24 protein-coding genes are annotated in these 24,763 nt (G+C 56.1%); 21 read left to right on the top strand and 3 right to left on the bottom strand.

All coding sequences use genetic code 11. The features are described 5' to 3' along the window. Positions 1-302 precede the first annotated feature (302 nt). From ACSQ87_RS30205 to ACSQ87_RS30190, 4 genes are all read left to right on the top strand, one after another. Entirely contained in the window at positions 303-3,215 is a 2,913-nt protein-coding gene (locus tag ACSQ87_RS30205; RefSeq protein WP_436274996.1) for an aminotransferase, read from the top strand. Positions 3,216-3,428: 213 nt separating this feature from the next. Continuing rightward, entirely contained in the window at positions 3,429-4,307 is an 879-nt protein-coding gene (gene aguB, locus ACSQ87_RS30200) for an N-carbamoylputrescine amidase (RefSeq protein WP_223432602.1), read from the top strand. Between the two features lie 5 nt (positions 4,308-4,312). Then, the gene (aguA, locus tag ACSQ87_RS30195) at positions 4,313-5,419 is read left to right on the top strand and encodes an agmatine deiminase (RefSeq protein ID WP_436274995.1); all 1,107 of its coding nucleotides are present in this window, start codon (positions 4,313-4,315) and stop codon (positions 5,417-5,419) included. A 244-nt stretch (positions 5,420-5,663) separates the two neighbouring features. After that, on the top strand, positions 5,664-5,876 hold the full coding sequence (locus tag ACSQ87_RS30190) for a hypothetical protein (RefSeq protein WP_046045525.1): 213 nt from the start codon (positions 5,664-5,666) through the stop codon (positions 5,874-5,876). Positions 5,877-6,087: 211 nt separating this feature from the next. On the opposite strand, the gene ACSQ87_RS30185 is transcribed toward ACSQ87_RS30190, so the two are convergent. Beyond that, positions 6,088-8,178 (bottom strand): TonB-dependent receptor, encoded by a 2,091-nt coding sequence (locus ACSQ87_RS30185; protein ID WP_436274994.1) that lies wholly within the window; start codon positions 8,176-8,178, stop codon positions 6,088-6,090. Between the two features lie 254 nt (positions 8,179-8,432). On the opposite strand from ACSQ87_RS30185, the gene ACSQ87_RS30180 reads away from it, so the two are divergent. From ACSQ87_RS30180 to ACSQ87_RS30155, 6 genes are all read left to right on the top strand, one after another. Then, the gene (locus ACSQ87_RS30180; RefSeq protein ID WP_436274993.1) at positions 8,433-9,104 is read left to right on the top strand and encodes a DsbA family protein; all 672 of its coding nucleotides are present in this window, start codon (positions 8,433-8,435) and stop codon (positions 9,102-9,104) included. A 252-nt stretch (positions 9,105-9,356) separates the two neighbouring features. Next, a complete protein-coding gene (locus ACSQ87_RS30175; protein WP_436274992.1) occupies positions 9,357-10,640 on the top strand; it encodes an OprD family porin in 1,284 nt (427 codons plus the stop codon). 330 nt (positions 10,641-10,970) lie between these two features. Next, on the top strand, positions 10,971-11,261 hold the full coding sequence (locus ACSQ87_RS30170) for a type II toxin-antitoxin system RelB/DinJ family antitoxin (protein WP_436274991.1): 291 nt from the start codon (positions 10,971-10,973) through the stop codon (positions 11,259-11,261). After that, positions 11,227-11,541: a type II toxin-antitoxin system YafQ family toxin gene (locus ACSQ87_RS30165; protein WP_436274990.1), complete on the top strand. Its 315-nt coding sequence runs from the start codon at positions 11,227-11,229 to the stop codon at positions 11,539-11,541. The genes ACSQ87_RS30170 and ACSQ87_RS30165 overlap by 35 nt, the downstream gene beginning before the upstream one ends. A 352-nt stretch (positions 11,542-11,893) precedes the next feature. After that, the gene (locus ACSQ87_RS30160) at positions 11,894-12,304 is read left to right on the top strand and encodes an MbcA/ParS/Xre antitoxin family protein (protein WP_033058347.1); all 411 of its coding nucleotides are present in this window, start codon (positions 11,894-11,896) and stop codon (positions 12,302-12,304) included. Beyond that, entirely contained in the window at positions 12,304-12,981 is a 678-nt protein-coding gene (locus ACSQ87_RS30155; RefSeq protein ID WP_223433240.1) for an RES family NAD+ phosphorylase, read from the top strand. The genes ACSQ87_RS30160 and ACSQ87_RS30155 overlap by 1 nt, the downstream gene beginning before the upstream one ends. Positions 12,982-13,036: 55 nt before the next feature. Here the strand turns inward: ACSQ87_RS30155 and ACSQ87_RS30150 are convergent, their stop codons facing one another. Further along, complete coding sequence (locus ACSQ87_RS30150) at positions 13,037-13,330, bottom strand: DUF3077 domain-containing protein (protein WP_223433239.1); 294 nt, start codon at positions 13,328-13,330, stop codon at positions 13,037-13,039. Positions 13,331-13,656: 326 nt separating this feature from the next. Between ACSQ87_RS30150 and ACSQ87_RS30145 the strand changes: the two genes are divergently transcribed. Continuing rightward, entirely contained in the window at positions 13,657-13,842 is a 186-nt protein-coding gene (locus tag ACSQ87_RS30145; RefSeq protein WP_223433238.1) for a hypothetical protein, read from the top strand. A 53-nt stretch (positions 13,843-13,895) separates the two neighbouring features. Here ACSQ87_RS30145 and ACSQ87_RS30140 read toward each other — a convergent pair whose 3' ends face one another. Continuing rightward, a complete protein-coding gene (locus ACSQ87_RS30140) occupies positions 13,896-14,219 on the bottom strand; it encodes a helix-turn-helix domain-containing protein (RefSeq protein ID WP_436274989.1) in 324 nt (107 codons plus the stop codon). A gap of 220 nt (positions 14,220-14,439) precedes the next feature. Between ACSQ87_RS30140 and ACSQ87_RS30135 the strand changes: the two genes are divergently transcribed. The 10 genes from ACSQ87_RS30135 to ACSQ87_RS30090 all read left to right on the top strand — a co-directional run bounded on the left by ACSQ87_RS30135 (position 14,440) and on the right by ACSQ87_RS30090 (position 24,542). Next, positions 14,440-14,661 carry a tautomerase family protein gene (locus ACSQ87_RS30135; RefSeq protein WP_046045533.1) on the top strand — a complete coding sequence of 74 codons (222 nt, stop codon included), beginning with the start codon at positions 14,440-14,442 and terminating at the stop codon, positions 14,659-14,661. After that, on the top strand, positions 14,658-15,314 hold the full coding sequence (locus ACSQ87_RS30130; protein ID WP_436274988.1) for a DsbA family oxidoreductase: 657 nt from the start codon (positions 14,658-14,660) through the stop codon (positions 15,312-15,314). Before ACSQ87_RS30135 ends, ACSQ87_RS30130 begins: the two co-directional genes overlap by 4 nt. Before the next feature lie 43 nt (positions 15,315-15,357). Beyond that, on the top strand, positions 15,358-16,068 hold the full coding sequence (locus tag ACSQ87_RS30125; RefSeq protein ID WP_150656797.1) for an SDR family NAD(P)-dependent oxidoreductase: 711 nt from the start codon (positions 15,358-15,360) through the stop codon (positions 16,066-16,068). A gap of 182 nt (positions 16,069-16,250) precedes the next feature. Continuing rightward, a complete protein-coding gene (locus ACSQ87_RS30120; RefSeq protein ID WP_436274987.1) occupies positions 16,251-16,892 on the top strand; it encodes a BRCT domain-containing protein in 642 nt (213 codons plus the stop codon). Positions 16,893-17,342: 450 nt separating this feature from the next. Further along, the gene (locus ACSQ87_RS30115; protein WP_122841415.1) at positions 17,343-18,125 is read left to right on the top strand and encodes a DNA-binding response regulator; all 783 of its coding nucleotides are present in this window, start codon (positions 17,343-17,345) and stop codon (positions 18,123-18,125) included. Continuing rightward, positions 18,125-18,703, top strand: a complete 579-nt coding sequence (locus ACSQ87_RS30110) for a hypothetical protein (RefSeq protein WP_205896075.1) — start codon at positions 18,125-18,127, stop codon at positions 18,701-18,703. Before ACSQ87_RS30115 ends, ACSQ87_RS30110 begins: the two co-directional genes overlap by 1 nt. Position 18,704: 1 nt before the next feature. Next, positions 18,705-22,106, top strand: a complete 3,402-nt coding sequence (locus ACSQ87_RS30105; RefSeq protein ID WP_436274986.1) for a UvrD-helicase domain-containing protein — start codon at positions 18,705-18,707, stop codon at positions 22,104-22,106. Positions 22,107-22,190: 84 nt separating this feature from the next. After that, on the top strand, positions 22,191-22,946 hold the full coding sequence (locus ACSQ87_RS30100; protein WP_122841418.1) for a multiubiquitin domain-containing protein: 756 nt from the start codon (positions 22,191-22,193) through the stop codon (positions 22,944-22,946). After that, entirely contained in the window at positions 22,921-24,090 is a 1,170-nt protein-coding gene (locus ACSQ87_RS30095) for a ThiF family adenylyltransferase (protein WP_436274985.1), read from the top strand. The genes ACSQ87_RS30100 and ACSQ87_RS30095 overlap by 26 nt, the downstream gene beginning before the upstream one ends. Further along, positions 24,087-24,542 (top strand): DUF6527 family protein, encoded by a 456-nt coding sequence (locus tag ACSQ87_RS30090; protein ID WP_436274984.1) that lies wholly within the window; start codon positions 24,087-24,089, stop codon positions 24,540-24,542. Before ACSQ87_RS30095 ends, ACSQ87_RS30090 begins: the two co-directional genes overlap by 4 nt. Positions 24,543-24,763: the final 221 nt, after the last annotated feature.

Raw genomic sequence — 24,763 nt, 5'->3', positions numbered from 1 at the left:
ATCGTTCGCTACATTCGCTTCGCCGAAGTACCAGTGCTTGGACTATAGGCACTGTCCGTCCGTTTTCATTGACGTGAATAAAATTTCATTATCCACGATGAAAAAAGGCCTTGTCAGGAAGGCTACGTTGATCATCTGCCGGGCGCATTCTTTTCGTGCAGCCGATGTAGCTTGTTTCCCCCAGTGGAAGGCAATCCGAGATTAGGAAAGTTCAATAGAGAGGTTGCAGGCTTGAAGGGGGGTTGCGTATCGCCCCAAGCAGTGGCGATATAAGCGCCTAATAAAACTTCAGGGGTCGTTGTATGCCGCTCGCCACGTTGATTCATCGCGCCAGTTTGCCCAGCCCGCAAGTGTCTGCGGTGCAAGCGCTTGAGCTGTTGAAGGGACATTACGGGCTGAGTGGAAGGTTGCAGGCCCTTGGTAGCCAGCAGGATCTTAACTATCTGGTTGACAGCGACGAGGGGCGTTTTGTCCTGAAAATCTGCCGTGGCGATTACTCGGCGCAGGAGCTGCACGCCCAGCACGCCGGGCTCAAGCATTTGGGTGAACACCCTGATGTGCATGTGCCGCGAGTGATTCCCGCTAAAAACGGTGCAGACCTTCTCTCCCTGGAAGTCGGCGGCCAACCGGTGCATGTGCGCCTGCTCGATTACATCGAAGGCCGGTCGCTCACACACCTGGATCATCTGCCCGGTTCAGTGGTGGCCGGTTTCGGTCGGCTCTGCGGTGAAATGGACCTGGCGCTGGCCGGTTTCGATCATCCGGGCCTCGAGCGCACCCTTCAATGGGACGCCCGCCACGCCAACGCGCTGATCGCGCATTTGCTGCCGGTCATCAACGACGACCTGCAACGCCGGCTGATTGCCGATGCGGCTGAACAGGCCGAGCGTCATTTGCAGCCGCTAGTGGATAAGCTGCCGGTGCAAGCCATTCACATGGATATCACCGACGACAACGTGGTGTGGCAGCGAGATTCGCAACGCCAGTGGCAATTGCAGGGTGTGATCGATTTCGGCGACCTGGTCCGTACCTGGCGCATCACTGATCTGTCGGTGACGTGTGCGGCGCTGCTGCACCACGCCGATGGCGATCCCTTCTACATTTTGCCGGCGGTCCAGGCCTATCACGCCGTCAATCCGCTCACGCATGAAGAGCTACTGGCGCTCTGGCCGCTGATCGTCGCCCGTGCGGCGGTGTTGGTGCTCAGCGGCGAACAGCAGGTCAACATTGATCCGGGCAACGAATACAGCCGCGACAATCTCACCCACGAGTGGGAGATTTTCCGCGTCGCTACATCGGTGCCGTTGGCGTTGATGGAAGCGGCGATCCTGACCTCGATCGGCCAGAGTCTGCCGGGCATCGGTAGCGAAGGCTTCGCGCCGCTGCTGCCGAGTCTGGTGGGTCGTGAGTTTGCATTGATCGATCTGGGCGTGCTCAGTCCGCATTTTGAGGCTGGCAACTGGGAGCAGGAGGGGATCGATCAACGTCTGTTGACCGAAGCTGCTGCGGCTCATGGTCTGGCAGCCAGTCGTTATGGGCAATATCGCTTGTCCCGCACCCGACCGGACAGCGCCACTGAACCCGACACTTGCCCATTGCACGTCGAATTACGAGTGCCCCGCGGCACGGTGGTCGAGTCACCATTTGCCGGGGTGCTGCATCAGCCGGCGGCAGGCGTGCTGCAACTGGATGGCCCGCAATTGAGCGTGCGCCTGTGGGGCGTGACTCCGTCGCTGCACACGGGCGCAGCGCTGGTCAAAGGCCAGGTGCTGGGTTCCGTCAGCGGGCCGTTGATTGTGCAGTTGTGCCGGGGCGCTTCGTTCACGGCGCCGTTGTTTTGCACGCCGTCCCGCGCGGCTGCCTGGCAAGCGTTGTGCCCGTCACCGGCGGTGCTGCTGGGATTGGCCTGTGACGCCGAAGAAGAACTCGATTCGCAGACGTTGCTGGCGCGCCGTGACGCCAGTTTCGCCCGTACCCAGAAGCACTATTACGTCGACCCGCCGCGCATCGAACGTGGCTGGCGCAATCACTTGATCGACATGCAGGGTCGCTCCTACCTCGACATGCTCAACAACGTCGCGGTGTTGGGCCACGGTCATCCGCGCATGGCTGCTGTCGCCAGTCGTCAGTGGTCGCTGCTCAACACCAACTCGCGCTTCAACTACGCGGCGATTGCCGAGTTCTCCGAGCGTTTGCTGAAACTGTCGCCGGATTCCATGGACCGAGTGTTTCTGGTCAACAGTGGTAGCGAGGCCAATGACCTGGCAATCCGCCTGGCATGGGCCTACAGCGGCGGTCGCGACATGCTCAGCGTGCTGGAGGCCTATCACGGTTGGACAGTGGGCGCGGACGCGGTCTCGACCTCGATTGCCGACAACCCGAAGGCCTTGAGCAGCCGTCCGGACTGGGTGCATCCGGTTACCGCGCCGAACACCTATCGCGGCGAATTCCGTGGACCGGATAGCGCGCCGGACTACGTGCGTAGCGTCGAACACAACCTGGCGAAAATTGCCGAGCAGAAGCGTCAGCTGGCCGGTTTCATCTGCGAGCCGGTGTACGGCAATGCCGGCGGTATCTCGCTGCCGCCGGGGTATTTGAAACAGGTGTATGCGCTGGTTCGTGCACAGGGTGGTGTGTGTATTGCTGACGAAGTGCAGGTCGGTTACGGCCGCATGGGCAACTTTTTCTGGGGCTTCGAAGAGCAAGGCGTGGTGCCGGACATCATCACCATGGCCAAGGGCATGGGCAACGGTCAGCCGTTGGGCGCGGTGATCACCCGTCGGGAAATCGCCGAAGCGCTGGAAGCCGAAGGCTACTTCTTCTCGTCGGCCGGCGGCAGCCCGGTCAGTTGCCAGATCGGCATGGCAGTGCTGGATGTGATGGAGGAAGAAAAGCTCTGGGAAAATGCTCAGGTCGTGGGTGGGTATTTCAAGGAACGGCTTGAAGCGCTGATCGATATTCATCCGCTGATGGGCGCGGTGCATGGTTCCGGTTTCTATCTGGGCGTCGAGTTGATCCGCAATCGCGAAACCCTGGAACCGGCGACCGAAGAAACCACGGCGCTGTGTGATCGGTTGCGCGAACTGGGGATCTTCATGCAGCCGACCGGCGATTACCTGAACATCCTCAAGATCAAACCGCCGATGGTGACCTCGCGTCAGAGCGTGGATTTCTTCGTGGATATGCTGTCGAAGGTTCTCGCAGAAGGTCTGTAAACACCCATTCCTGCGGGAGCGTAAAGTTCGATTATTATCTGGGTATATCGAACTAATTTCGACAGATGGACTTTTTTAACCTTTTAAAGCCGATTTTTATCGGTTATAAAGTCGTCATTGCCCGCGGCGTGACCCACCACGCCCGGTCCTTCCCATTTCTGTCATTGGTCGATGCCACACTCGACCCTCAAGCAATTGCCCCGGAGATGATTCATGAGCCGCATCGTTACCGTCGCCGCCACCCAGATGGCCTGTTCCTGGGATCTTGAAGCCAACATCGAGACCGCTGAGCGGCTGGTCCGTGAGGCCGCGGCGAAAGGCGCGCAGATCATCCTGATCCAGGAACTGTTCGAGGCTCCGTACTTCTGCCAGAAGCCGAACCCGGATTACCTGCAGCTGGCCACGACCGTTGAAGACAACGTCGCCATCAAGCACTTCCAGAAAATTGCCAAAGAACTGCAAGTCGTTTTGCCGATCAGCTTCTACGAACTGGCGGGCCGCGCGCGTTTCAACAGCATCGCGATCATCGATGCCGACGGCAGCAACCTCGGGATTTATCGTAAAAGCCATATCCCGGACGGCCCTGGCTACCACGAAAAGTACTACTTCAATCCGGGCGATACCGGCTTCAAAGTCTGGAACACCCGTTACGCGAAAATCGGCGTGGGCATCTGCTGGGACCAGTGGTTCCCGGAATGCGCGCGCAGCATGGCGTTGCTGGGCGCGGAAATCCTGTTCTACCCGACCGCGATCGGCAGCGAGCCACACGACAAGACCATTTCATCCCGCGATCACTGGCAACGCGTGCAACAAGGCCATGCTGGCGCCAACCTGATGCCGCTGATCGCCAGCAACCGCATCGGCAACGAAGAGCAGGACGGCTACGACATTACGTTCTACGGCTCGTCGTTCATTGCCAACCAGTTCGGCGAGAAGGTTCAAGAGCTCAATGAAACCGAAGAAGGTGTGCTGGTTCAAAGCTTCGACCTGGACGAACTGGAACACATCCGCAGCGCCTGGGGTTCGTTCCGTGATCGTCGCCCGAACCTGTATGGCACACTAAAGACCCTCGACGGATCCCTGGAGTCCTGATCGCTATGACCACTTTGCACAGCACGCCGCGCGCCGACGGCTTTTACATGCCGGCCGAATGGGCGTCGCAAACCCAGACCTGGATGATCTGGCCCGAGCGCCCGGACAACTGGCGCCTGGGCGGCAAACCGGCGCAAGCCGCGCACGTCGCGGTGGCTAAAGCCATTGCACGTTTCGAACCGGTGACCGTGGCGGTTTCCGCCGGCCAATACGAAAACGCCCGTGCCCGTCTGGACGTGCCGAATATTCGTGTGGTGGAAATGTCCAGCGACGACGCCTGGGTTCGCGACACCGGCCCGACGTTTGTCATCAATAACCGTGGCGAAGTCCGTGGTGTGAACTGGGACTTCAACTCGTGGGGCGGTTTCGACGGGGGGCTGTATTCGCCGTGGAATCGCGACTCGCAGGTGGGCGGCAAGATCCTCGAGATCGAGCGCAGTCAACGCTACCGCACCGAGGGCTTTGTGCTCGAAGGCGGTTCGATCCACGTCGATGGCGAAGGCACGCTGATCACCACCGAAGAGTGCCTGCTTAACCGCAATCGCAATCCGCACATGAACCGTGCAGAGATCGAAGCGGTGCTCAGTGCGAATCTGGCTGTGGATAAAATCATCTGGCTGCCGGACGGTTTGTTCAACGATGAAACCGACGGCCATGTGGATAACTTCTGCTGCTACGTGCGTCCGGGCGAAGTGTTGCTGGCCTGGACCGATGACCCGCAGAACCCGAACTACCCGCGCTGCCAGGCGGCTATGAAAGTGCTGGAAAGCAGCACCGACGCCAAGGGTCGCCCATTCACGGTGCACAAGATGCCGATTCCGGGGCCGCTGTATGCGACCGAAGAAGAGTGCGCGGGTGTTGACCCGGTGGACGGGACTCAGGAACGTAATCCGACCGTGCGTCTGGCCGGTTCCTACGTGAACTTTCTGATCGTTAACGGCGGCATCATCGCGCCGAGCTTTGACGACCCGCTGGATGGCCCGGCAAAAGAGATTTTGCAGGCACTGTTCCCGCAGCACGAAGTGGTGATGGTGCCCGGCCGCGAACTGTTACTGGGAGGCGGTAACATCCACTGCCTTACCCAACAACAGCCAGCACCGCACAAGGAGTGAGTGAGGTTGTAACAGCTTGAGTTGATTGCAGAATCGATTCGGCAAGCGTTTTGCCTTCCTGTCTTGTAGAGAGCCCGCAGTCCATCAGGACTGCGGGCTTTTTTGTATCCACTTGTCGACAGTTGCGAAACCTTGGCACAGCTCTTGTATCTCTCATGGTGTAAACAGGGAGGGGGAGAACTGCGATGTTCTGTCATAAACCTTGGATAAGTTAGCCGCTCACAAACCAGGAGAGAGCGCGGAAATGAACGCCGAAATGAATGTTGTGAGCGAGCGGGCGTTGCATCCCCTGGCAGTAAACAGCGAATCGCTCCAGGTCCTGGCGCACTGGTTGAAGTCCAATGGAACGCGTCAGATCAGAGAACCTGATCCGCGCCGGATGATGATCGAACGCTACCCCGCTGGTTTATTCAGCGAAGCGGAGCTGGAAGCGTTGTGGGATGTGATGGAAGGATAAGAAGAAAAAACAACGGATTGGTAAAAGCGCTGCCGGGATGGCGGCGCTTTTTTATGGGCGAAGGTTTTTGTGATCACTGGAGATCAAAAGTGTGGGAGCGGGCTTGCTCGCGAAGGCGGTGTGTCAGTCGACATTAATGTTGAATGATCGATCGCCTTCGCGAGCAAGTCGAATCGTCGCACCGCCGCTCCCACACTGGATCGCAGTGAATTTAGAAACTGTAGGTGCCAGTCACGACCACGCTGCGCGGTTCACCCGGCTGAATCTGCGCCGCACTGGTGGCCGACGAGTAGTAGGTCTTGTCGCTGATGTTGTTCAGCGCCGCGCGCAAATCCCAATCCTTCTGCCGGAACCCGGCCAATGCATCCCAACGACCGTAACCCGGCAGCACGGTGGTATTGAGGTTGTCGGCATAACGCTGGCCCACCAGGGTCAGACCGGTTTCGGCGTACCAGCCCATTTCCGGTTTCCAGGTCAGGAACAGGCTGCCGTTATGCTTGGCCACGTTGCTGATACGTTTGCCTTCAAAGCCGTTGTTGTCCTTTTCGACCGTCGCGTCCTGCACACCCACGCCACCGCGCACGTACCAGTTGCCAGCAATCTTGCCGGTCCCGGTCAGCTCGATCCCGCGGGAACGTTGCACGCCAGTGAGCAAGGTCACGCTCGGATCATTCGGATCGCTGGTACGGCGGTTGTAGAGTTCCAGTTCGTAGATCGCCAACGTGGTGCTCAGGCGGTCATCGAGCCAGTCGCTCTTCACGCCGATTTCCTTTTGCTTGGTCAGCTCGGGACTCAGGTCGTTGCTATTGCCGGCGGCGCCTGGGGTGATACCGATCAAACCACCGCCGACCGGGGAAAAAGTCTTGGTCCAGGAGGCGTAGAAGGAATGATTCTGCAGCGGAGTCCACACCAGTCCTACACGCGGGCTGGTGCTATGGCTGTCGCGATCTTCGGAAATGTCCCGCAGCTTGTTGGTCGACTCGATGTCGAAGGTGTCGTAACGCAAGCCGGCCAGCAGTTGCCATTGATCGTTCAGACGCAGTTGATCCTGCACGTACACCGCACGGCTTTCGACTTCGGTGTGAGTGCTGCTGGACACTTGCATCCGTCCGGTATGGCGCAAATTGCGGTCGGGGTTGTACAGGTCCAGTGCCGGTACAGGCTGAGTCCCGCGTCCGGTGGCTGCGTTGTACAACGTAGGGTCGCGCCGCTGGCTGCCGATTTCGATGCCGGTCAGCAAACGATGCTCAAGGCCGAACGTGTCGAAACCGCCTTCCAGCTCGACGTTGTTGTAGACGTTGCGGGTGGTCAGGTCCTGTTGCCAGTGCTGGCGCGTGACCTTGTTGGTCGCCGGGGTGTAACCCGTCAGGTAGGTGTTGTCGAAATTGCTGTTGAGCTTGAACACGCCCAGGGTGTGGCGCAGCTGCCAGTTGTCGCTGAGCTCATAACTGAGTTTCGAGCGCAGGGATTGCGACTTGTCGTCGATGAAATCGTGTTCGCTGCCGTAGGTCGTATCCCGTCCTACGTCCGCCGGGCGTCCGTTTACACCGGGGATACCGCGATCCGGCGTACGGTTGTAGCGGCTGTATTCGTACTGCACCAGCCAGTTCAGGTCCGGTGTCAGTTGCCAGCTCATCGACGGAGCGAACAGTTGGCGATTGCCGCTCACGCCGTCGCGGAAGCTGTTTTGATCCATGTTGCCCATGTTCAGGCGCAGGCTGATGTTCTCGCTCGGGTCGGTGCTGAGGTCGGCGTAGAGGCTGCGCAAATCATCGCTGCCGCCCTGGGCCTCGAGGGTCGAGCGGCGACCGAATTCAGGCAGTTTGCTGACCCGATTGACGATCCCGCCCTGACTGCCACGGCCATACAAAACAGCGGCCGGGCCTTTGAGGACTTCGATGCGTTCGATGTTGTGCAAATCGCGCACGTATTGGCTGTCGTCGCGGATGCCGTCGAGATAGAAGTCGTTGCTGGCGTCGAAACCGCGGATGCGCAGGCTGTCGAAGCGCGTGTCGGCGCCGCTGCTGACGTTGGGGATGCCGCTCAGCGCGGTGCCCAGATCGTTGGTGCCGTAATCCACGACGTTCGCGGTTTTGATCGAGTCGATGGCTTGTGGAACGTAGCGCACCGGCGTGGCGGTGCGGGTCGCGGTGCTGGTTTCCTTCACACGCGGGTCATCGGCTTCAGCTTCGGCGCTGATCGACGTCTCGGGTAAAACGGTGGTGGCGGCGCAGGCAAAACCGGCAGAGAGAAATGCAGAAAGCCCAAGGGTGACGGGCGTGAGGCGAAAGGGGGCAGGCATCTGAAGCGCATCCGGAAGGGTGGAGTAATTCGAGGGTGCGAATGGTAATGCTTGCTATTTACTTCTGTTAATTATTCTTGAAAGGTTTCGCTGTTTGATTATTTCGAATTGTGTCGAGATGGCTACAGTGGGGCCGTGAGGTCATTTGACCGATTCATGAAACAGACTGAAAGCCATTCCAGCGTTTTTCAGAAACGGGCGGAGGACTAATCTGCCGGCATCTCGTTTTCCTACGCTTTTGCCGGAGTCTTCCCATGATCCTTCACTATATTTACGACCCGTTGTGCGGCTGGTGCTACGGCGCAAAACCGCTGGTGCAAGCCGCCCAGGCTGTGTTGCCAGTGATCGCCCACGGCGGCGGCATGATGACCGGCGCCAACCGCCAGACCGTCTCGCCACAACTGCGTAACTACGTCATGCCCCATGACCGGCGTATCGCCGAGTACACCGGTCAGCCGTTTGGCGAGGCGTATTTCGAAGGATTGCTGCGCGATGAGACGGCGGTTTTCGATTCCGCACCGCCGATTGCCGCGGTGCTGGCAGCCGAGCAGATCGCCGGTCGCGGACTGGAGTTGCTGGGGCGTTTGCAAAGTACTCACTACGAGGAAGGTCGACGCATTGCCGATGAAGCTGTGTTGTTAGAACTCGCGAAAGACATCGGTCTGGAACCTCAAGCGTTCCAGGCTGCTTTCAAAGCAGCTGAAACCGATCGCCACATCAAGGACAGTCGAACATTCCTGGCCGAAGTCGGCGGCCAGGGTTTCCCGACCTTCGCCCTGGAACACAACGGCCAATTTACCCTGATCGATATCAGCCCGTGGCTCGGCAAGCCGCAAGCCTTTGCGGCATGGCTGAGTCAGTCGCTTCCCGCACAAGCGTCATCATCGGAGCTTAAAGCCTGTGGTCTGAACGGCTGCGCCGATTGACGGCGGCAAGTGTTTTCTTAGACGTTTTTTCGCCTATTTACAGACGATTCATGAAATTGACACATCGTTAAGGGCGCGGCTAGGATTCGCCCCACGCCTGTGGCTAACCGCCATGACTCATAAAATAACAAAAAGGCCCGCCACGATTTCTTCGTGCGCGGGCCTTTTTGTTTAGGGTGAAAAAAGAGTGCGATAGCGCCGTTTCAGCCGTTCGACACAGCGCGTATCAACGGTCATAAGGAAAAGAACAAAATGTTGAACAAGCGAATCAGTCTGATCGCTCTGGGGATGTTGAGCGCTACACAGGTCATGGCTAACGACCAGGCCGAATCCAAGGGTTTTGTTGAAGACAGCAGCCTCAAAGTGTTGCTGCGCAATGCCTACATCAATCGCGACAAAAAAGACGGCAACGACGACCAGCGTGAATGGGGTCAGGCTGCCATCGGCACCTACACCTCGGGCTTCACCCAAGGTACCGTCGGCGTAGGCGTTGATGCCTTCGGTCTGTACGGCTTGCGTCTGGACCGTGGTAGCCACAGCGGCGGCCAAGGCATCGACTTCTTCAAGGAAGGCGACAGCGGTAACCCGGCCGGCGATCTGGCCAAAGCCGGTGGCGCGGTAAAATTCCGCATCTCCAGCACCGTTCTGACGTACGGCGACCAGATGCCGGTACTGCCGGTGTTGAGCTACGACAACGGGCGTCTGCTGCCGGAAAGCTACACCGGCACCCTGATCACCTCCAGGGAGATCAAAGGCCTGGAGCTGAACGCCGGTCGCTTCACCGCCGAATCGCGCAAAAGCGCTGAAGGCCATGACAGCGGCGGCCTGAAGTCGATCAACGTGTTGGGTGGTAGTTACCAGTTCACCGAACAGTTCAAGGCTGCGCTGTACGCCTCCGACGTCGAAGACGTGCTGAAGAAGCAATACGTGAACGCCAACTACGTGTTCCCGATCGACAAGGATCAGTCCCTGACCCTGGACTTCAACGGCTACCGCACCAAGCTGGAAGATTCCTACGTCCGCGACAGCGGTGCCACCGGCGACGACAACAAAATCTGGAGCCTGGCCGCCACATTCGCCACCGGCGCGCACTCGTTCACGCTCGCCCACCAGCGCAGCACCGGCGACAGCAACCTGGGCTACGCCTACGGCGGCTACCAGAAAGATCAAGGTCGCGTCGGCGACGGCGGCAACACCATCTACCTGGCGAACTCCTACTGGTCCGACTTCAACGCCGAAGACGAACGCAGCTGGCAGCTGGGCTACGGCCTGGACTTCAGCACCTTCGGTGTTCCAGGCTTGAGCTATAACTTCGCCTACGTGCGCGGCGACAACATCACCACCTCCACCAGCGAAGGCGGTACCGAGCGCGAAATCTTCAACCAGTTCAAGTACGTCGTCCAAAGCGGCCCGGCCAAAGACCTGAGCGTGAAACTGCGCAGCTCGATCCTGCGTGTCTCGCAGAAATCGAGTGAGTACAACTCCAGCGGTAACGAAGTGCGTGTGTTCGTGGATTACCCGATCAACATTTTCTGATGATTGGTTGCGCTACCGAGGCCTGATGCAAGGCTGAGAAAGGAAAAGCCCCGACTGGTTCGGGGCTTTTTTGTGGGTGCGATTTAGAGCTCAACGCCCTCAGCTATTTCCTGCGTTGAACCGGGACGGTTCTCGAGTAGGAAAGGGATCAGGCTGATATTCATCGCGAGCTCAAACGGTTGAAATATTGGGCGAGGAATCCAGCTGATGGTCACGCTTCTCAAGCTTTCGAGCCGTCCATCACGCTGAAGTTGACCAAAAAGATCCCGCTCAATCACAATGCTCGAGGTAGCGCCAATGTAGCTACAAATTAACGATGAGGTTATTACCATGGGTGCATTGCTGAAAACCACAGACGTGCGTTGCCGCATTGATGAGGATTTGAAGGCGCAGGCTACTGAGGTCTTGAGTGCTTGCGGCCTGAGCATCAGTGATGCCATGCGTCTTTTTCTTCGTCAGGTTGTAGCCACTCAGGGCCTCCCGTTTGAGGTGCGCGTCCCTTCGAAGAAGACGGCCCGCGCCATGACGGAAGCACGAGACATTCGCCAGCGGTTCGACTCGATAGACGACATGCTGAGGGACGCTGATGGCGAAACCGGAGAAAAAGCAAAAGCGCGCTGAGCTGCCCAAACAGTGTGCGCAAACATCGGAATTCAAGAAGTCGTGGGAACGTTACAAGCGGGCCGGACGCCGCGACATGAATGAAGTCCGTCAGGTGATGGTCACGCTATTTCTGGGAGAGCCATTGCCCGCCGAGTATCTGGATCATGCGCTTACGGGGGATTGGGCTGGTTTTCGAGAGTGCCATATAGGCGGTGATTTCTTGATGATTTATGAGCACACGCGCTCCGATCTGATCACATTCGTTGATCTCGGAAGTCATTCCGAACTGTTCAAGTAGCACCTCTCAACACAAACCCCCCGACTGGTTCGGGGCTTTTGTGGGCGCAGCAGCGCTCTGGCTTGCGCCACCGGGTGATTCGAGCTACCCGTCACAGCCTGGATTTTCCATCGCGAATGATCGAAACGACAAACTGGGTCGCGCGCGGCAACAGCATTGGACGCCGATTGAGCGGGAGTGGCGATTGATTACCGGTGCTACGGTCTGCGCCGTTTCGTGCGATCAAGCAAATCACCGTGGAAACCGTAATCGTCGAAAAGCTTAGGAAGTCCGCAAACGAACAAAAATTTTAAAAATGTTCGGATCTGTACTACTCTGAAGGCACAACCCTTTGCCCGAAGGAGTCCTTCCAATGGCCACTTCATCCCCCGTCCGCACGGCTCCCCAAGAGCTCGACACCCCGGAAGCCGGCCGTGTGGCGCTCAAGTTCTTCTTCAACCTGATGGAACGTTGGGGCTGCACCGCCGAAGAACAGCGCACGCTGCTCGGCAAGGTCGGCAACACCACCTTCTATAAATACAAACACCTGCCGCCCAATGTGCGTCTCCCGCACGACACTCTGGAGCGCATCTCCTACCTGATGGGCATCCACAAAGCCCTGAGCATCATCTTCAGCAACAACCGCGACCGCGCCTACAAATGGGTCAGCAGTCCGAACACCGCCGCGCCGTTCAATGGTCAATCCGCGTTGAGCTATATGCTGGCCGGCCGGGTGGTGGACATCGCTGACGTGCGTCGCTACCTCGATGGCGTCCGCGGCTGATGGCCCCGGAAGTGGTACTCCCCGAGTGGAACCGTGCTTACCGGATGATCAACAGCGCGTTCCCCCCGATCACCTTGTTTGAAGACGTGCTCGACCCCGAAGACCTACAAACCGCCTACGCCCTGGAAGCCCTGACCAACGACCGGTTGGCCCAAGAAGCCGGCGTGCTCTCCCGCGTGCTGCCCGAAGACCGAATCTCCGGCCCCGGCTCATCACCGGTCATGGCCGCGTTCACCCACATCGGCAAAACCAGCCGCTTCACCGACGGCACCTACGGCGTCTACTACGCCGCCAGCAGCCAGGCCGCCGCCATCGCCGAAACGAGCTATCACCAGGAACGCTTCCTGGCCGCGACCAACGAGCCGGACATCGAGTTGACCCTGCGCACCTACGTCAACAAAGTCGTTAAACCGATGCACGACGTTCGCCAACACTACCCCGGGCTGCACAACCCGGATCCTGACGCTTACGGGCCGTCACAAGCCTTTGCCCGGCAGCTGCGTGAAACCTTGTCATGGGGGCTGCTTTACAACAGCGTTCGGCTGCCTGGGCATGAATGTGTCGCTGCGTTTCGGCCGCCGGCCGTCTCGATTCCGAAGCAAGGCAAGCACATACGTTATGTGTGGAGTGCGAGCAGTCGGAAGATTTCGTTTGTGTTTGAGGTCAGCGAGGTGTGAGCCGGAAACTAAAAAGCCCCGATTGATTCGGGGCTCTTTCATACGTGCGATTTGTTTATGGCGCGACGTTACTGGCTCGGTTGTTACCCGGTGCATCGAGCACTTTCGCTACGTCATCGATGATCGCCTTACTCATATCCTGCAAAAAATGCGACGCCCAGGCATGCCGGTCGGTGTCACGAACCATGGCGGCGTCAGATGCGAGAAGTTTGGCGATGTGGAGCAGGTCGGAGGCGTGGGAGAGGGCCTGGATGACCGGGACGCCGGCGTTGATGCGGAACAGCGGTTGGTTGTCGTGGTAGGAGAAAGGGGTGAGGCCGATGGTTTTCAGGTCTTGGGGGTTGGTCATTGGGCACCTCCAGTTTTTGGGCGGTGGTGGGCGTGACCCGGTGTAGCAGTAGCGAAAATTTTGAATGGATTGCGGGCATGCATAAGGAGAACTCCGATTGGTTTCTGCATCGAATTCGAGTTCTCAGGCCCGGTCGCTGAATTGGCAGCGACGGGTTGAAGGTAGCTGGAGGGGGGAGGATGCGCAATCGTGGCTAGGTGGTGGCGTGGGTTGAAGGGTTTTAGTGATTTTTATGGCTGGGCAATAATTATTGGTCAGTCATAATTTTCATAATTTGAAGAAGGCGTGCTGATGGCCTTGCCGACTTGCTGAAGGAGACATCAGGAATGGACATTGAATTGGATAAGTTTCAAAAGGATTTGCTGGAATCTGTACGCGAAATGAATGAGAGCCAAGCGCTTCGAATCGCTGAGGGGAGGCCGTTAACGAAGGAACGCATCGACTCGCACATGTCGTCGTCAGCGACACGTTCTAATAACGTGTCGCTGAAAGTGAAAAAAAGCGACACGTAACAAGACGGACTACATCAGAAGGGGCTGGGTCCTACTGCAAAATCGCACAACGTCTAGCAGGCGTTAGCTTGTGAAATTACGATCTGAGGCAAAGCCCCGCCATCGTTGGACGGCAAGGTAAAAGTCGTTCGAAAGCCGAGTTTATCCAGCATGTCCAACATTGCATCGATCGTAAATTTCTCGATCTTGCCAGTGGTGAGTTCTGAGACGCGTGATTGGGTCACGTTCAGCCTGGCTGCAGCCTCACTTTGTTTGAGGCCCAGGGTTTTGATGTAGTCAGTGATGAATATCGATAGCTCCATCTTCAACGCTTTTTTGCTAGCGACTTCGCTGTCATGCGTGGCATGGAATGGGCTGTCGAAAAATTGAACTGCCATGAACGCCTCCATCCTTTGAGTTATCTAAAATTTGCGATAAGCGCAGGCTAGTCGATTGATCGCTTTTGATGCAAACGTATTGTGTCTGCGAGACATAACTCATTACACCAAGTAACTAATGATGTTCCCGCCCCCACCTTTATCCCCTCCAACTAACTCCCTACATTGAGCTCCAACGCCTACCCATTCATTCCGAAGGGAAGGTCACTGGAGATTCCTCATGCCTTTCGTAAGCGTACGCATCACCCGCGATGGCGTTACCTCTGAGCAGAAAGCTCAGGTGATCGCCGAAATCACTGAAACCCTGGAACGCGTCCTCAACAAGGATCCGCACCTGACCCACATCGTGATCGAAGAAGTCGACACCGATAACTGGGGCTACGCCGGCATCACCACCACCCAGTACCGCAAGCAGCTGGCTGAGGCGGAGGGGCAGTCATGACCGCGTCGGTCTCCATCGATTTCATCTCCGACGTGGTGTGCCCGTGGTGCGCGTTGGGTGCGACGGCGCTGGAGCAGGCGATCGAGAACGTGGCCGGTGAAGTGTCGGTCGAGCTGACCTACAAGCCATTCGAGTTGAACCCGGACATGCCGGCAGTCGGCGAAAAAGCGGTTGAGCACTTGATGCGCAAATATGGGCGAACCGCCGAAGACGTCGCCGCCGGCAAAGCGATGCAGATCACTCGCGGTGAGGCCATCGGCTTCAAGTTCGATCTGGAGAAGCGCAGCCACTTTTACAACACGTTTGATGCTCACCGGTTGTTGATGTGGGCGTTGCAGGAAGGGCGGCAGGTCGCACTCAAGAAAATCCTGCTGCGCGCTTATTTCACCGACGGCCAGAACCCGAGCGATCGCGAGACGCTGGTTGGTCTGGCTGCTGAAGCGGGACTGGATGCGGCGGCTGCTCAAGAGGTGTTGGCGTCCGGTGCGTTCGCCAAGGAAGTGCGTGAGCTTGAAGAGTTTTACCGCCAGCGCGGCATCAATTCGGTTCCGGCCATGGTGCTGAACGGTCGTCACCTGGTGTCCGGTTCGCAGTCGGTCGAGTACTACGAACAGATGTTGAGACAAATGACGACGACCCCCGCCGAAGCCTGATTACTTACTTTTTCAAACCATCATTTATTAGTTGAGGTTCATCATGAGCAATTCGAAGAAAGTCATCGTTATTACTGGCGCCTCCCAAGGTCTCGGCGCAGGCATGGTCAAGGCGTTCCGTGATCTGGATTACAAAGTTGTCGCCACTTCGCGTTCGATCAAACCGTCCACCGACCCGGACATCCTCACCGTGGCGGGCGACATCGGCAACCCGGAAGTCGCCCAGCAAGTCATCCGTGAAGCCATCGCACGTTTCGGCCGCATCGACACCCTGGTCAACAACGCCGGGATCTTCGTTGCCAAGCCGTTCACCGCTTACACCCCGGAAGACTACGCCGCCGTGTTGTCGGTAAACCTGAATGGTTTCTTCTACATCACCCAACTCGCGATCACCGAGATGGAAAAACAAGGCAGCGGCCACGTCGTCAACATCACCACCAGCCTCGTGGACCACGCCATCGACGGCGTGCCATCGGTACTGGCGTCGTTGACCAAAGGTGGCCTGAACGCGGCGACCAAATCCCTGGCCATCGAATACGCCAAGCGCGGTATTCGGGTGAACGCGGTCAGCCCCGGCATCATCAAGACGCCAATGCACGGCGAAGAAACCCATGAAGCGCTGGGCAATCTGCACCCCGTCGGGCGCATGGGCGAGATCAGCGACATTGCTCAGGCGGTTGTGTATCTGGACAGCGCCAACTTTGTCACTGGCGAGATCCTGCACGTCGATGGTGGGCAGAGTGCCGGTCACTAAGACCTGACTTTCCAAACCCCGGAAACAACAAGGCCCTCGTATTTCTACGAGGGCTTTGTTTATGGTGCCGGCACCAGGTGGAAAAATGGGCGTCTGTGCGCAGTGGTGCTAGCTTTGATCACAAACATCTACTTGCTAATGCTTCTGTATCGAGCCAGTACCCACCTCAAGGAAAACCCGTAATGGATCTACACCACGAGTTTGAGAGCAGTAAATTCTTCAACCGCGCCCGAATCGATCGACGCGCCGCCGATGCCTTGGTCGGGTTGGCCGCTGGGATTACGGCCGATGGTGTTGTGAACATCACGGAAGCGGTTTTTCTAAAGCAATGGTTGGAAAACAATCTCGCGCATCTGAACGATCCGGTGATCAATCTGCTGTATTCGCGTTTGGCGTGCATGCTTCAGGACAATGCTCTAGACATGGATGAGTCCCTGGAGCTGCTTAATATCCTGCGGGGTTTTTCTGGAGTGGACATTGAGGGAGCGAAGGTCGGCGGTGCTGTTGCCGTTGCTCCTACGGACCTTCCCTTCAATTTACCGGCCCCTGATTTGGTATGGGATGGCCGGATGTTTGTATTTACGGGTGTCATGGCCTTTGGGCCGCGTAAGGATTGTCAGGCGCTAGTCGAAGAACGAGGTGGTTTGATTGGGGGCGGTGTGAGTAAGAAGGTGCACTACCTGGTGGTCGGTAGCGTGGGTAATGAGCAGTGGCGCCACAGTACTTATGGAACGAAGATCATGAAGGCAGTGGAGTTGCGGGATGCAGGAGCTTCGATTGCCATTGTGGGTGAGGATCATTGGCAAAGGATGCTGTTTGGTTGAGGTTGCTTCGTTTTTGGTGCCTTGAAAAGGCAGCCCTTTGTCTGGGTCAGTAGATCGTCGTTGGGTTTGACGGCCTCATCGCGAGCAGGCTCGCTCCCACGGGTTTCAGTGTGTGCGGACAAAAAGTGGACGTTCCAGAAACAACAAAGCCCTCGTATTTCTACGAGGGCTTTGTTTTGTATGGTGCGGCACCAGGAGTCGAATTTATCTTTAACTATTTGCCGGCAATGGTTTTTATGAAGGTGAATATTCGTTTCTACCTCTAAAGCTACCCTCTAGATGAGGAAAGGCCTCTCGCCCTTCGTTTGTCAGTGGTGAACCCTGATGAACATGGCGAAGGGGCAGGACTGTCAAGAGGTGATGTTATTGTGACATCCTAGGGCTAGGCCTAGCGTGGTGGCTGCGAGGCGGGCTGCTTCGGCGAGCACCAAAATTTAAAGGGAGTTTGTTTTGATTGTTCCTTTGCGCAAACAGAAGCCTGACGGAAATCTGTACACGCGGTTTCCTGACATTGAAAGAGCTTTGGCCGAGCTCGACGGCATTCCGGCTGCGGATCTCGTAAGTCGGACGCGGCTACCGAAAGGTGAACCAAGTTACGTTCCCACTGAGTGCATTTTGCACTTTGTGCGAAGAAGCTGTCGGATCAATGACCAAGCGCTTTTTGAGCAGCTTTTTAAGGTGCTCGCCGAGCGAGTACGACGGGCAATGCCAAGAGTAGAAAATCCGGATGGATCGCTTTCCCTTGTCAGGAGCCAGATTTTTGAACAAGTCTACGACAAGCTCGTGACTCTGCTGCTTCAAGAACGCGCCGAGTACGTGGAGCGTTTGGATTTTTTCGAAATTAACTTCAATGGTGGCCTAGCACGGTTGAAGCTTGATGCTCAGGACAAGGCATGGAAGGAGGACAATCGCAACACGGAATTGGGGGTTGAGGAGGAAAGCGGAGAGCTCGACGTCAAGGTCCAGCAGGCCGTAGGCTCTTATGATCCCTTCGATGCAACTGTCCTTGACGACTATATTTACCGCTCTCGCTTGGATGCAGCGATGGATGAGTTACCACCATTGCAGCAGAGGATTATCGAAATGTTGCGCCAAGGAGTTCAGATCGACTCAAATGATCCTGGCACGGTGACCATCTCTAAGTCGCTCGGGAAATCAGAGAAAACCATTCGGAATCACCGTGACATGGCCTTTTCCCGGATACGGATGCTTATCACCCGAGGAGAGAAATAATGTCCACTCATCTCCCCAAGCTATCCCTTGATCAAGTGCTCGAATCGTTCGCAATGGAGCATGACGCTGACGGGCAGGCATTGCGGCGGTATCTGCAAGAATACCCCGAATACGCGCCACAGCTGGTAGATCTCTCCCAGGAAATATTCCGGTTCGACATTCTGGATGAAAGCCCTTTGTCGATGGAAGACCAAATGCGGATCGACACAGCGTGGTCTCGTATCCAAAGCGCTCCGACCAAGGCCGTAACCGACTTGTTTGCTGACCTGTCGGTGCCAAAATTGCGCGAGGTTGCTCAAACGCTCGATGTGCCTCGACAGGTAATCACTGCATTTCGTGAGCGAGCCGTAATTGTCGCGTCTATCCCGATGCGTTTTCTGACGAAGCTCGCTGGTTTGCTGGGAAGCAGCGTGCAGGACTTACAGGACTCACTTTCCCTACCTCCGCAAGCACAGGCGAGAAGCTACAAGGCTGACGGTAAACCTTCAGAGGCCGCTCGAGTGACGTTCGAGCAATTGCTGCGTGACGCCGGTCAGTCGGATGAGCAAATCGAGTTGCTTTTAGCGGACGACGTCTGAGATGGACAGTATAGAAATCGCCCGTAAGGTTGCCGAAGTCCTACACAACCAGGCGGTAGTGGCTGGCGATGATCCTTGGAAGCCACTGACGTTTGCATTGGCTGAGGTAAAGCGCCGCAATCTGGATGCTGAGTCTACGAGCAAAGGCGCAGCTGTCCTCAATGGTGGCAGGGCGACCTTTGTGCGCGACGAAGGCCTCATCCTTTATGAACGGGGTGATAGCGAGTTTGAAATGGCTTTTCTCGTTGCTCACGAAATAGGTCACATAGAACTTGGGGACGACGTCGAGGACACCAAAGACTCTACGCCGTACAGCATTGAGCCAGCTCGGACTGCAGAGGCGTCACCTGTCGGCATTGAACGGGTGGTGGACTACGGGAGGCGACAACGCAGAGAGGTCCAGATGGATCTCTTTGCTCGCGACTTCTTGTTGCCTAGGTCGGTAGTCCGGAGATTGCACCTTGAAGGTGGCATGACAGCTTCAGAAATCGCCGCAAGGTTAGGTGCCCCCTTCGATGTAGTAGCTCAGCAGTTGCTCGACTCACTACTGCTTCCCGCTATCTCAGCCATGTCTGGCGAGCATCAAGAACGCGAACTCAACGAGTTGCAGGAGATTGCAGCGAGTCATAGGGGAAGCGCGTACTTGCTGGAGGCGGGGCCAGGCACAGGAAAGACTCAAACTCTGATTGCCCGTCTTGAGAGGCTTTTAGCAGATAACGTCGACCCTCGCCGCATCTTGGTGCTGACATTCTCGAATAAGGCGGCAGGTGAAATCGCAGAACGTATCGCTCGTGTCGACAAGGCAGCCGCAGCGGCTATGTGGACAGGTACTTTTCACGCTTTCGGTTTGGACTTTCTCAGGCGTTTTCATACGGAATTTGGACTTCCACCAGACCCTCGTTTGCTTGATCGCACAGAGGCGGTCGAGTTACTCGAGAATGAGTTCCCCAGACTCCGACTCAATCATTACCGGGACATCTACGATCCCACCAACATCATCGTTGATATCCTTTCGGCTGTTTCGCGAGCCAAAGATGAGGTTGTAGGGGCTAAGGCTTACCAATCCCTTGCCGAGTCCATGCTTGCATCGGCGCTCAGCGACGAGGACAAGTTAGCGGCCGAGAAAGCACTAGAAGTCGCCAAGGTCTATGAAGTGTATGAGCAACTGAAACATCAGGCACGAGCTATCGACTTCGGTGATCTGGTCTGCCTGCCGGTTCAGTTGCTAGAAAATAATAAAGAGGTAAGGAGCATCATTCGAGGCACTTACGACCATATATTAGTTGATGAGTACCAAGACGTTAATCGGAGCAGTGTTAGGCTATTGTCCGCGCTGTGCGGTGACGGGAAAAATTTGTGGGTCGTAGGGGATGCGAAACAGTCAATCTATCGCTTCCGCGGCGCTTCTAGCTTCAACATGGAACGGTTCGGGACTGAGGACTTCGCGGGCGGTAAGCGTGGCCGGTTGAAGATGAACTATCGATCTGCGGACGAGGTCGTGACGGCGTTTTCCAGTTTTGCGGTCGGTATGGCAGTCGGTGATGCCGCAAGCGGTCTGGAATCCAATAGGGGGAAGAGCGGCTACCGTGCGCAACTGCGTCAGGTGGATCAGGGCGACCAACAGGTAGTGGCCATTGCGGACGCTATCGCAGAAATGCTCGCCAAAGGCTACAGCTACCGTGACCAGGCAGTCCTATGTACTGGTAACGAAAAGCTTTCCGAGATCGGGCAGAAGCTTGAGGGGCTCAACATACCAGTCCTATTTTTAGGGAGCCTATTTGAGAGGCCTGAGGTTAAAGATCTTCTGTCTCTGGTCTCGCTATTGGTGGACCGCCGGGCAATGGGGCTTGTGCGGACAGCCTGTCTTCCGGAATTTGAGATGGCTTTAGGGGGCGTGGCTGCGGTGATAGGCCACTTGAGGGAATACGACCTAGCTGCTGGGAGTTGGCGATCACTGGGAGGAGCGCTTGATAGTCTTTCCCCAGAAAGTAAGTTTGGATTAGACAAGGTTGCCACCGCGCTTGAAGGCTTTGATGAAAGTGCCTCTCCTTGGGACGTTATGGCCACAGTGTTGTTGGACCGAACCCGGATAGCAGCAAACTTAGCGGAATCGTCCAAAGCTGCCGATTGGGCGCGAGGTATTGCAACGTGGCAGCTGATGAACTTCGTCAAGGTACAGCCCGCCGGCAAGGGGCTCCCGATTTCGCGATTGCTGGATCGTATTCGGCGTCTGGTTAGACTGGGCGACGATAGAGATCTTCGACAGCTACCCGCAGCGGCGCAAAGCGTCGACGCGGTGCGGCTGATGACGATCCATGGGGCCAAAGGCTTAGAGTTTCCCGTGGTACATCTGCCAGGATTGAACGCCGGCACGCTGCCTAGAGCGGTACCCCCCCTTAGCTGTCCGCCTCCGTCGAATATGATTGAAGGTGCTGGTGTCGAAGCTGGAGAGGAGCATCGACGGGAGCATGAAAAAGAGCAGGAATGCCTTTTTTACGTTGCGCTGTCACGAGCCAGAGATCGGATTTTCATGTACGCAGCCACTCGAAACGCCATTGGCCATAAGAGAGCGTTGTCGAAGTTCATCAGTCGGCTGGGTACTGACGTTGAGATAGGTGGCGCCAAGCTTTCACGGACAGTGCCTAAAGCGTCTGAGGACGCGGCAATTGAGTTGGTGGTGGATGGCGGCCTGAGCCTAGCCGACCATGAGGTCTCGCTATACCATTCATGCCAGCGTCGATTCTTCTATACCTATGTGTTACAGGTGGGAGGCAAGCGTGCCCCTACGCCGTTCATGCAAATGCACGATGCGATGCGTACTGCGGTCAAGTCTATGGTCCAAGGAAGCGACCCATCCCCCGAATCTATTGCCAATTATCTGACTCAGATCTTCTCCTCCTCTGGGCTCGCGGAGCATGGGTATGTGGGGGACTATCTTGAGCTGGCCAAAGGGATGATGAGCTTTTTCGCTTCGATCCGAGAGGGATATGCTACCCAGCCCCCGGCTGGTATGAGTTTAACTGTTGGAGGAGAGCAAATTGTCGTCTTTCCCGACGACGTCTTAGTGGGGCTTGATAAGAGCCTTACGTTTCGGCGAATACGTACCGGCCACTCCAGAACGAGTGACTTGACCGGTATTGGTGCAATAGCATTTCTGTTGGCCGCACGACAGAGCTATCCGCATGCCAAGGTGGAGTATGTATATCTGTCCGATGGAGCTGTCCATCCAGTGGTATTCACGTCCAAGCAACTGGAAGGAGGCGGTTCCAAGCTTGCAGCTTCATTCGAAACCATCCGCAACGGAGTGTTTCGCGCTGAGCCATCACCACGAGTGTGCCCCGCCTGCCCTGCTTTTTTTGTGTGTGGCCCTACCCCTCCAGGACCACTTCACAAAAAATTCTAAAATAATTTACCGGTTTGTTTTTGTTACACCGATGACTAGGTAAAGCCGGACACTGGGTCTGGCTGATCCGTAAAGGTCAGCAAAATGAAAACCGATAATATTCTAGAGTTTGACGATTTAGGTGAGGCTATTCGAGAAGGTCGTGGCCTGTACCCGGCTCGCGTCTACCGCATCCTTTTTGCGGAAGAGAATCTCAACTTTCGCACGCTAGATGTAAGCGACCCAATACCACTTGGCCGTCAAATTTTGGCTGCTGCTGGGTTAAGCGCTCGAGACGATTACAGTTTGTTCGCCATCTTAGAAACAGGGGATTTTGAAGATTTGCGGCTCGACGAGCCCTTTGACCTGCGGGGTCATGGCGCAGAGCGCTTCGTAGCTTTCCAGACTGATCGTGATTTCAAACTTACAGTCAACGATAGCCAGGTTTCTTGGGGCAAGCCAGCTATTTCCGGCGCAGCGCTATACACGCTAGCGAACCCCGGAGATTCCGAAGCTGTGTTTCTAGTCATCCGTGGTGGTGAAGACCGTCAGATTGAAGTAGGCGAGGCTGTGGACCTCACGGTGCCTGGCGTGGAGCACTTTGTTACCGCGCCTAAGCGCAAACTGAAATTTGAGATTGTGGTCAACGGCCACGAGGTCGAAGTTACGGACACTAGCCTGAGCTTCGAAAAACTCGTGACGATCGCTTATCCAGGCGAAGCCCCAGCGCCGAATATCAAGTATTCAATTACCTATCGCAAAGTGGCTTCCAAGCCCCACAGCGGTGAACTGGCCGCTGGCGGCTTTGTCGAGATCAAGAACGGGAGCATTTTCAATGTCGGCCGCACTATTCAATCTTAATCAAGACCTTCAACGCCTGCGCGAGGATGGGTACTTTGTACAAATTACAGGTGGTCTCCTTGTAATGCGGGAAGTGCCATACGTTACTTCAATGCGGGAGGTGAAAATGGGCACAATCATTTCCACTCTGTGTCTTTCTGGGGACGTCACCCAAAAGCCAGAACCGCACACGGTGCATTTCGAAGGCGAGTTTCCTTGCAATGCTGATGGAACCACCATCGAGGGTATCTCTGCCGGAGCTGTCCCTGCGGCCCCGACGCTTACTGCCCAGTACATGCTGTCCAGCAAGCCTGGCCCGGAGGGTTACCAGGACTATTATCAGAAAATGGCGACCTACGCGGCGATCATCGCTGGGCCCGCTGCGGTTCTCAAACCCGGCACTACATCGCGTGTGTTCAGGCAGCCAGACACTGATGAGGACAGTCCATTTAATTACGTGGAAACTGCGTCAGACCGTGTGGGTATAGGGGCTCTGACGGCGCGCCTCGAAGGTGAGTGCTTAGCGATCATTGGAGTGGGAGGCACCGGGTCTTATGTCCTAGACCAAGTAGCGAAGACGCCGGTTCGTGAGATCCGGCTCATCGACAGCGACGACTTTCTGCAACACAACGCTTTCCGCGCACCTGGCGCCCCGTCGATCGAGACACTGCGAGAGGCTCCAAAGAAGGTAGATTACTTTACTGAGATCTACTCAAGAATGCACCGCCAAATTGTGCCGCATGCGGTGCAAATCGATGCAGGTACTGTACATCTCTTGGAGGGCATCACCTTTGCTTTTCTCTGCATGGACGCAGGCGAGCCTAAGCGCTTGGCAATGCAGAAACTGGAAGAAATGGGAGTGTCCTTTGTGGACGTAGGAATGGGACTCGAGCTCGTCAACGGTTCGTTAGGAGGCATCTTGCGGGTGACAGCCAGCACGCCGGATATGCGTTCCCATATTCGGGAGCGTGTATCTTTCGAGGGCGGGGGTGGGGAGAACGTGTATGCGTCCAACATTCAGGTAGCCGACCTGAACATGCTGAACGCTGCACTAGCCGTCATTAAGTGGAAAAAACTACGCGGTTTTTACCGCGATCTAGACAAGGAACACCACTGTTCGTACACAACCGACGGGAACATGCTTCTAAACGGAGATTTTGTATGATGCGTCATATGCAGCTTACACCTCTCTTCGTGAAGAGCGTCCCTAGGGCGTTAGATCCCGGGATCCTGTATGTGTCGATGGAGTACGGAACCGTGGTTCATAGTTGCTGTTGCGGCTGTGGTCAAGAGGTAGTGACACCGCTGACGCCTACAGATTGGAAGTTAACTTTTGACGGTGAAGCCATTTCTCTTTGGCCTTCTGTAGGTAACTGGAATTTACCGTGCCGGTCGCACTATGTGATTAAGGGCAACCGCGTTATAGAAGCAGGATCTTGGGATAAGGCTAAGATCGAAGCGGAGCAAAGACGCGACAAATCAGCCAAGGCTCAATTTTATGGTAAGTCTGCAGAGTTGGTAACGCCCCCACAAAAAGAAATACAAGAGCCGGTTGAGTCCGTACAGCACGAAGTAGAGAAAGGTGTATGGGGAAAATTGCTAAATTGGTTCCGCTAACCATAACCCGTCAATTTTTCTGATATTAAAATTAATCAATGTGATTGCAATGGGCGGACCATCTGCTCCGGAAATATGATCAAAGAAGACGAGCCTTAGGCTGTGTTAAACGCATGAGGGCTTTGGTATCAGTTAATTCATATGATTTAAGAAGTGTGTCTGATGATTTCATGGATTAATACTTGTTAGTCGGCTAGTTTTGTCTGCGGTGTTTTATTTTA

The organism is Pseudomonas sp. LjRoot277 (assembly GCF_964253845.1).
Lineage (GTDB): Bacteria > Pseudomonadota > Gammaproteobacteria > Pseudomonadales > Pseudomonadaceae > Aquipseudomonas.
This window is presented reverse-complemented; position numbering and strand designations above follow the sequence as displayed.

What these genes read in the sequence shown, in the direction of transcription:
- ACSQ87_RS30180 (WP_436274993.1), top strand. Translation starts at nt 8,433, where the DNA reads ATGATCCTTCACTATATTTACGACCCGTTGTGCGGCTGGTGCTACGGC.
- ACSQ87_RS30150 (WP_223433239.1), bottom strand. Translation starts at nt 13,330, where the DNA reads ATGACCAACCCCCAAGACCTGAAAACCATCGGCCTCACCCCTTTCTCC.
- ACSQ87_RS30160 (WP_033058347.1), top strand. Translation starts at nt 11,894, where the DNA reads ATGGCCACTTCATCCCCCGTCCGCACGGCTCCCCAAGAGCTCGACACC.
- ACSQ87_RS30170 (WP_436274991.1), top strand. Translation starts at nt 10,971, where the DNA reads ATGGGTGCATTGCTGAAAACCACAGACGTGCGTTGCCGCATTGATGAG.
- aguB (WP_223432602.1), top strand. Translation starts at nt 3,429, where the DNA reads ATGAGCCGCATCGTTACCGTCGCCGCCACCCAGATGGCCTGTTCCTGG.
- ACSQ87_RS30165 (WP_436274990.1), top strand. Translation starts at nt 11,227, where the DNA reads ATGGCGAAACCGGAGAAAAAGCAAAAGCGCGCTGAGCTGCCCAAACAG.
- ACSQ87_RS30120 (WP_436274987.1), top strand. Translation starts at nt 16,251, where the DNA reads ATGGATCTACACCACGAGTTTGAGAGCAGTAAATTCTTCAACCGCGCC.
- ACSQ87_RS30125 (WP_150656797.1), top strand. Translation starts at nt 15,358, where the DNA reads ATGAGCAATTCGAAGAAAGTCATCGTTATTACTGGCGCCTCCCAAGGT.
- ACSQ87_RS30105 (WP_436274986.1), top strand. Translation starts at nt 18,705, where the DNA reads ATGGACAGTATAGAAATCGCCCGTAAGGTTGCCGAAGTCCTACACAAC.
- ACSQ87_RS30190 (WP_046045525.1), top strand. Translation starts at nt 5,664, where the DNA reads ATGAACGCCGAAATGAATGTTGTGAGCGAGCGGGCGTTGCATCCCCTG.
- ACSQ87_RS30110 (WP_205896075.1), top strand. Translation starts at nt 18,125, where the DNA reads ATGTCCACTCATCTCCCCAAGCTATCCCTTGATCAAGTGCTCGAATCG.
- ACSQ87_RS30130 (WP_436274988.1), top strand. Translation starts at nt 14,658, where the DNA reads ATGACCGCGTCGGTCTCCATCGATTTCATCTCCGACGTGGTGTGCCCG.
- ACSQ87_RS30155 (WP_223433240.1), top strand. Translation starts at nt 12,304, where the DNA reads ATGGCCCCGGAAGTGGTACTCCCCGAGTGGAACCGTGCTTACCGGATG.
- ACSQ87_RS30095 (WP_436274985.1), top strand. Translation starts at nt 22,921, where the DNA reads ATGTCGGCCGCACTATTCAATCTTAATCAAGACCTTCAACGCCTGCGC.
- ACSQ87_RS30185 (WP_436274994.1), bottom strand. Translation starts at nt 8,178, where the DNA reads ATGCCTGCCCCCTTTCGCCTCACGCCCGTCACCCTTGGGCTTTCTGCA.
- ACSQ87_RS30135 (WP_046045533.1), top strand. Translation starts at nt 14,440, where the DNA reads ATGCCTTTCGTAAGCGTACGCATCACCCGCGATGGCGTTACCTCTGAG.
- ACSQ87_RS30090 (WP_436274984.1), top strand. Translation starts at nt 24,087, where the DNA reads ATGATGCGTCATATGCAGCTTACACCTCTCTTCGTGAAGAGCGTCCCT.
- ACSQ87_RS30100 (WP_122841418.1), top strand. Translation starts at nt 22,191, where the DNA reads ATGAAAACCGATAATATTCTAGAGTTTGACGATTTAGGTGAGGCTATT.
- ACSQ87_RS30205 (WP_436274996.1), top strand. Translation starts at nt 303, where the DNA reads ATGCCGCTCGCCACGTTGATTCATCGCGCCAGTTTGCCCAGCCCGCAA.
- ACSQ87_RS30145 (WP_223433238.1), top strand. Translation starts at nt 13,657, where the DNA reads ATGGACATTGAATTGGATAAGTTTCAAAAGGATTTGCTGGAATCTGTA.
- ACSQ87_RS30175 (WP_436274992.1), top strand. Translation starts at nt 9,357, where the DNA reads ATGTTGAACAAGCGAATCAGTCTGATCGCTCTGGGGATGTTGAGCGCT.
- ACSQ87_RS30140 (WP_436274989.1), bottom strand. Translation starts at nt 14,219, where the DNA reads ATGGCAGTTCAATTTTTCGACAGCCCATTCCATGCCACGCATGACAGC.
- aguA (WP_436274995.1), top strand. Translation starts at nt 4,313, where the DNA reads ATGACCACTTTGCACAGCACGCCGCGCGCCGACGGCTTTTACATGCCG.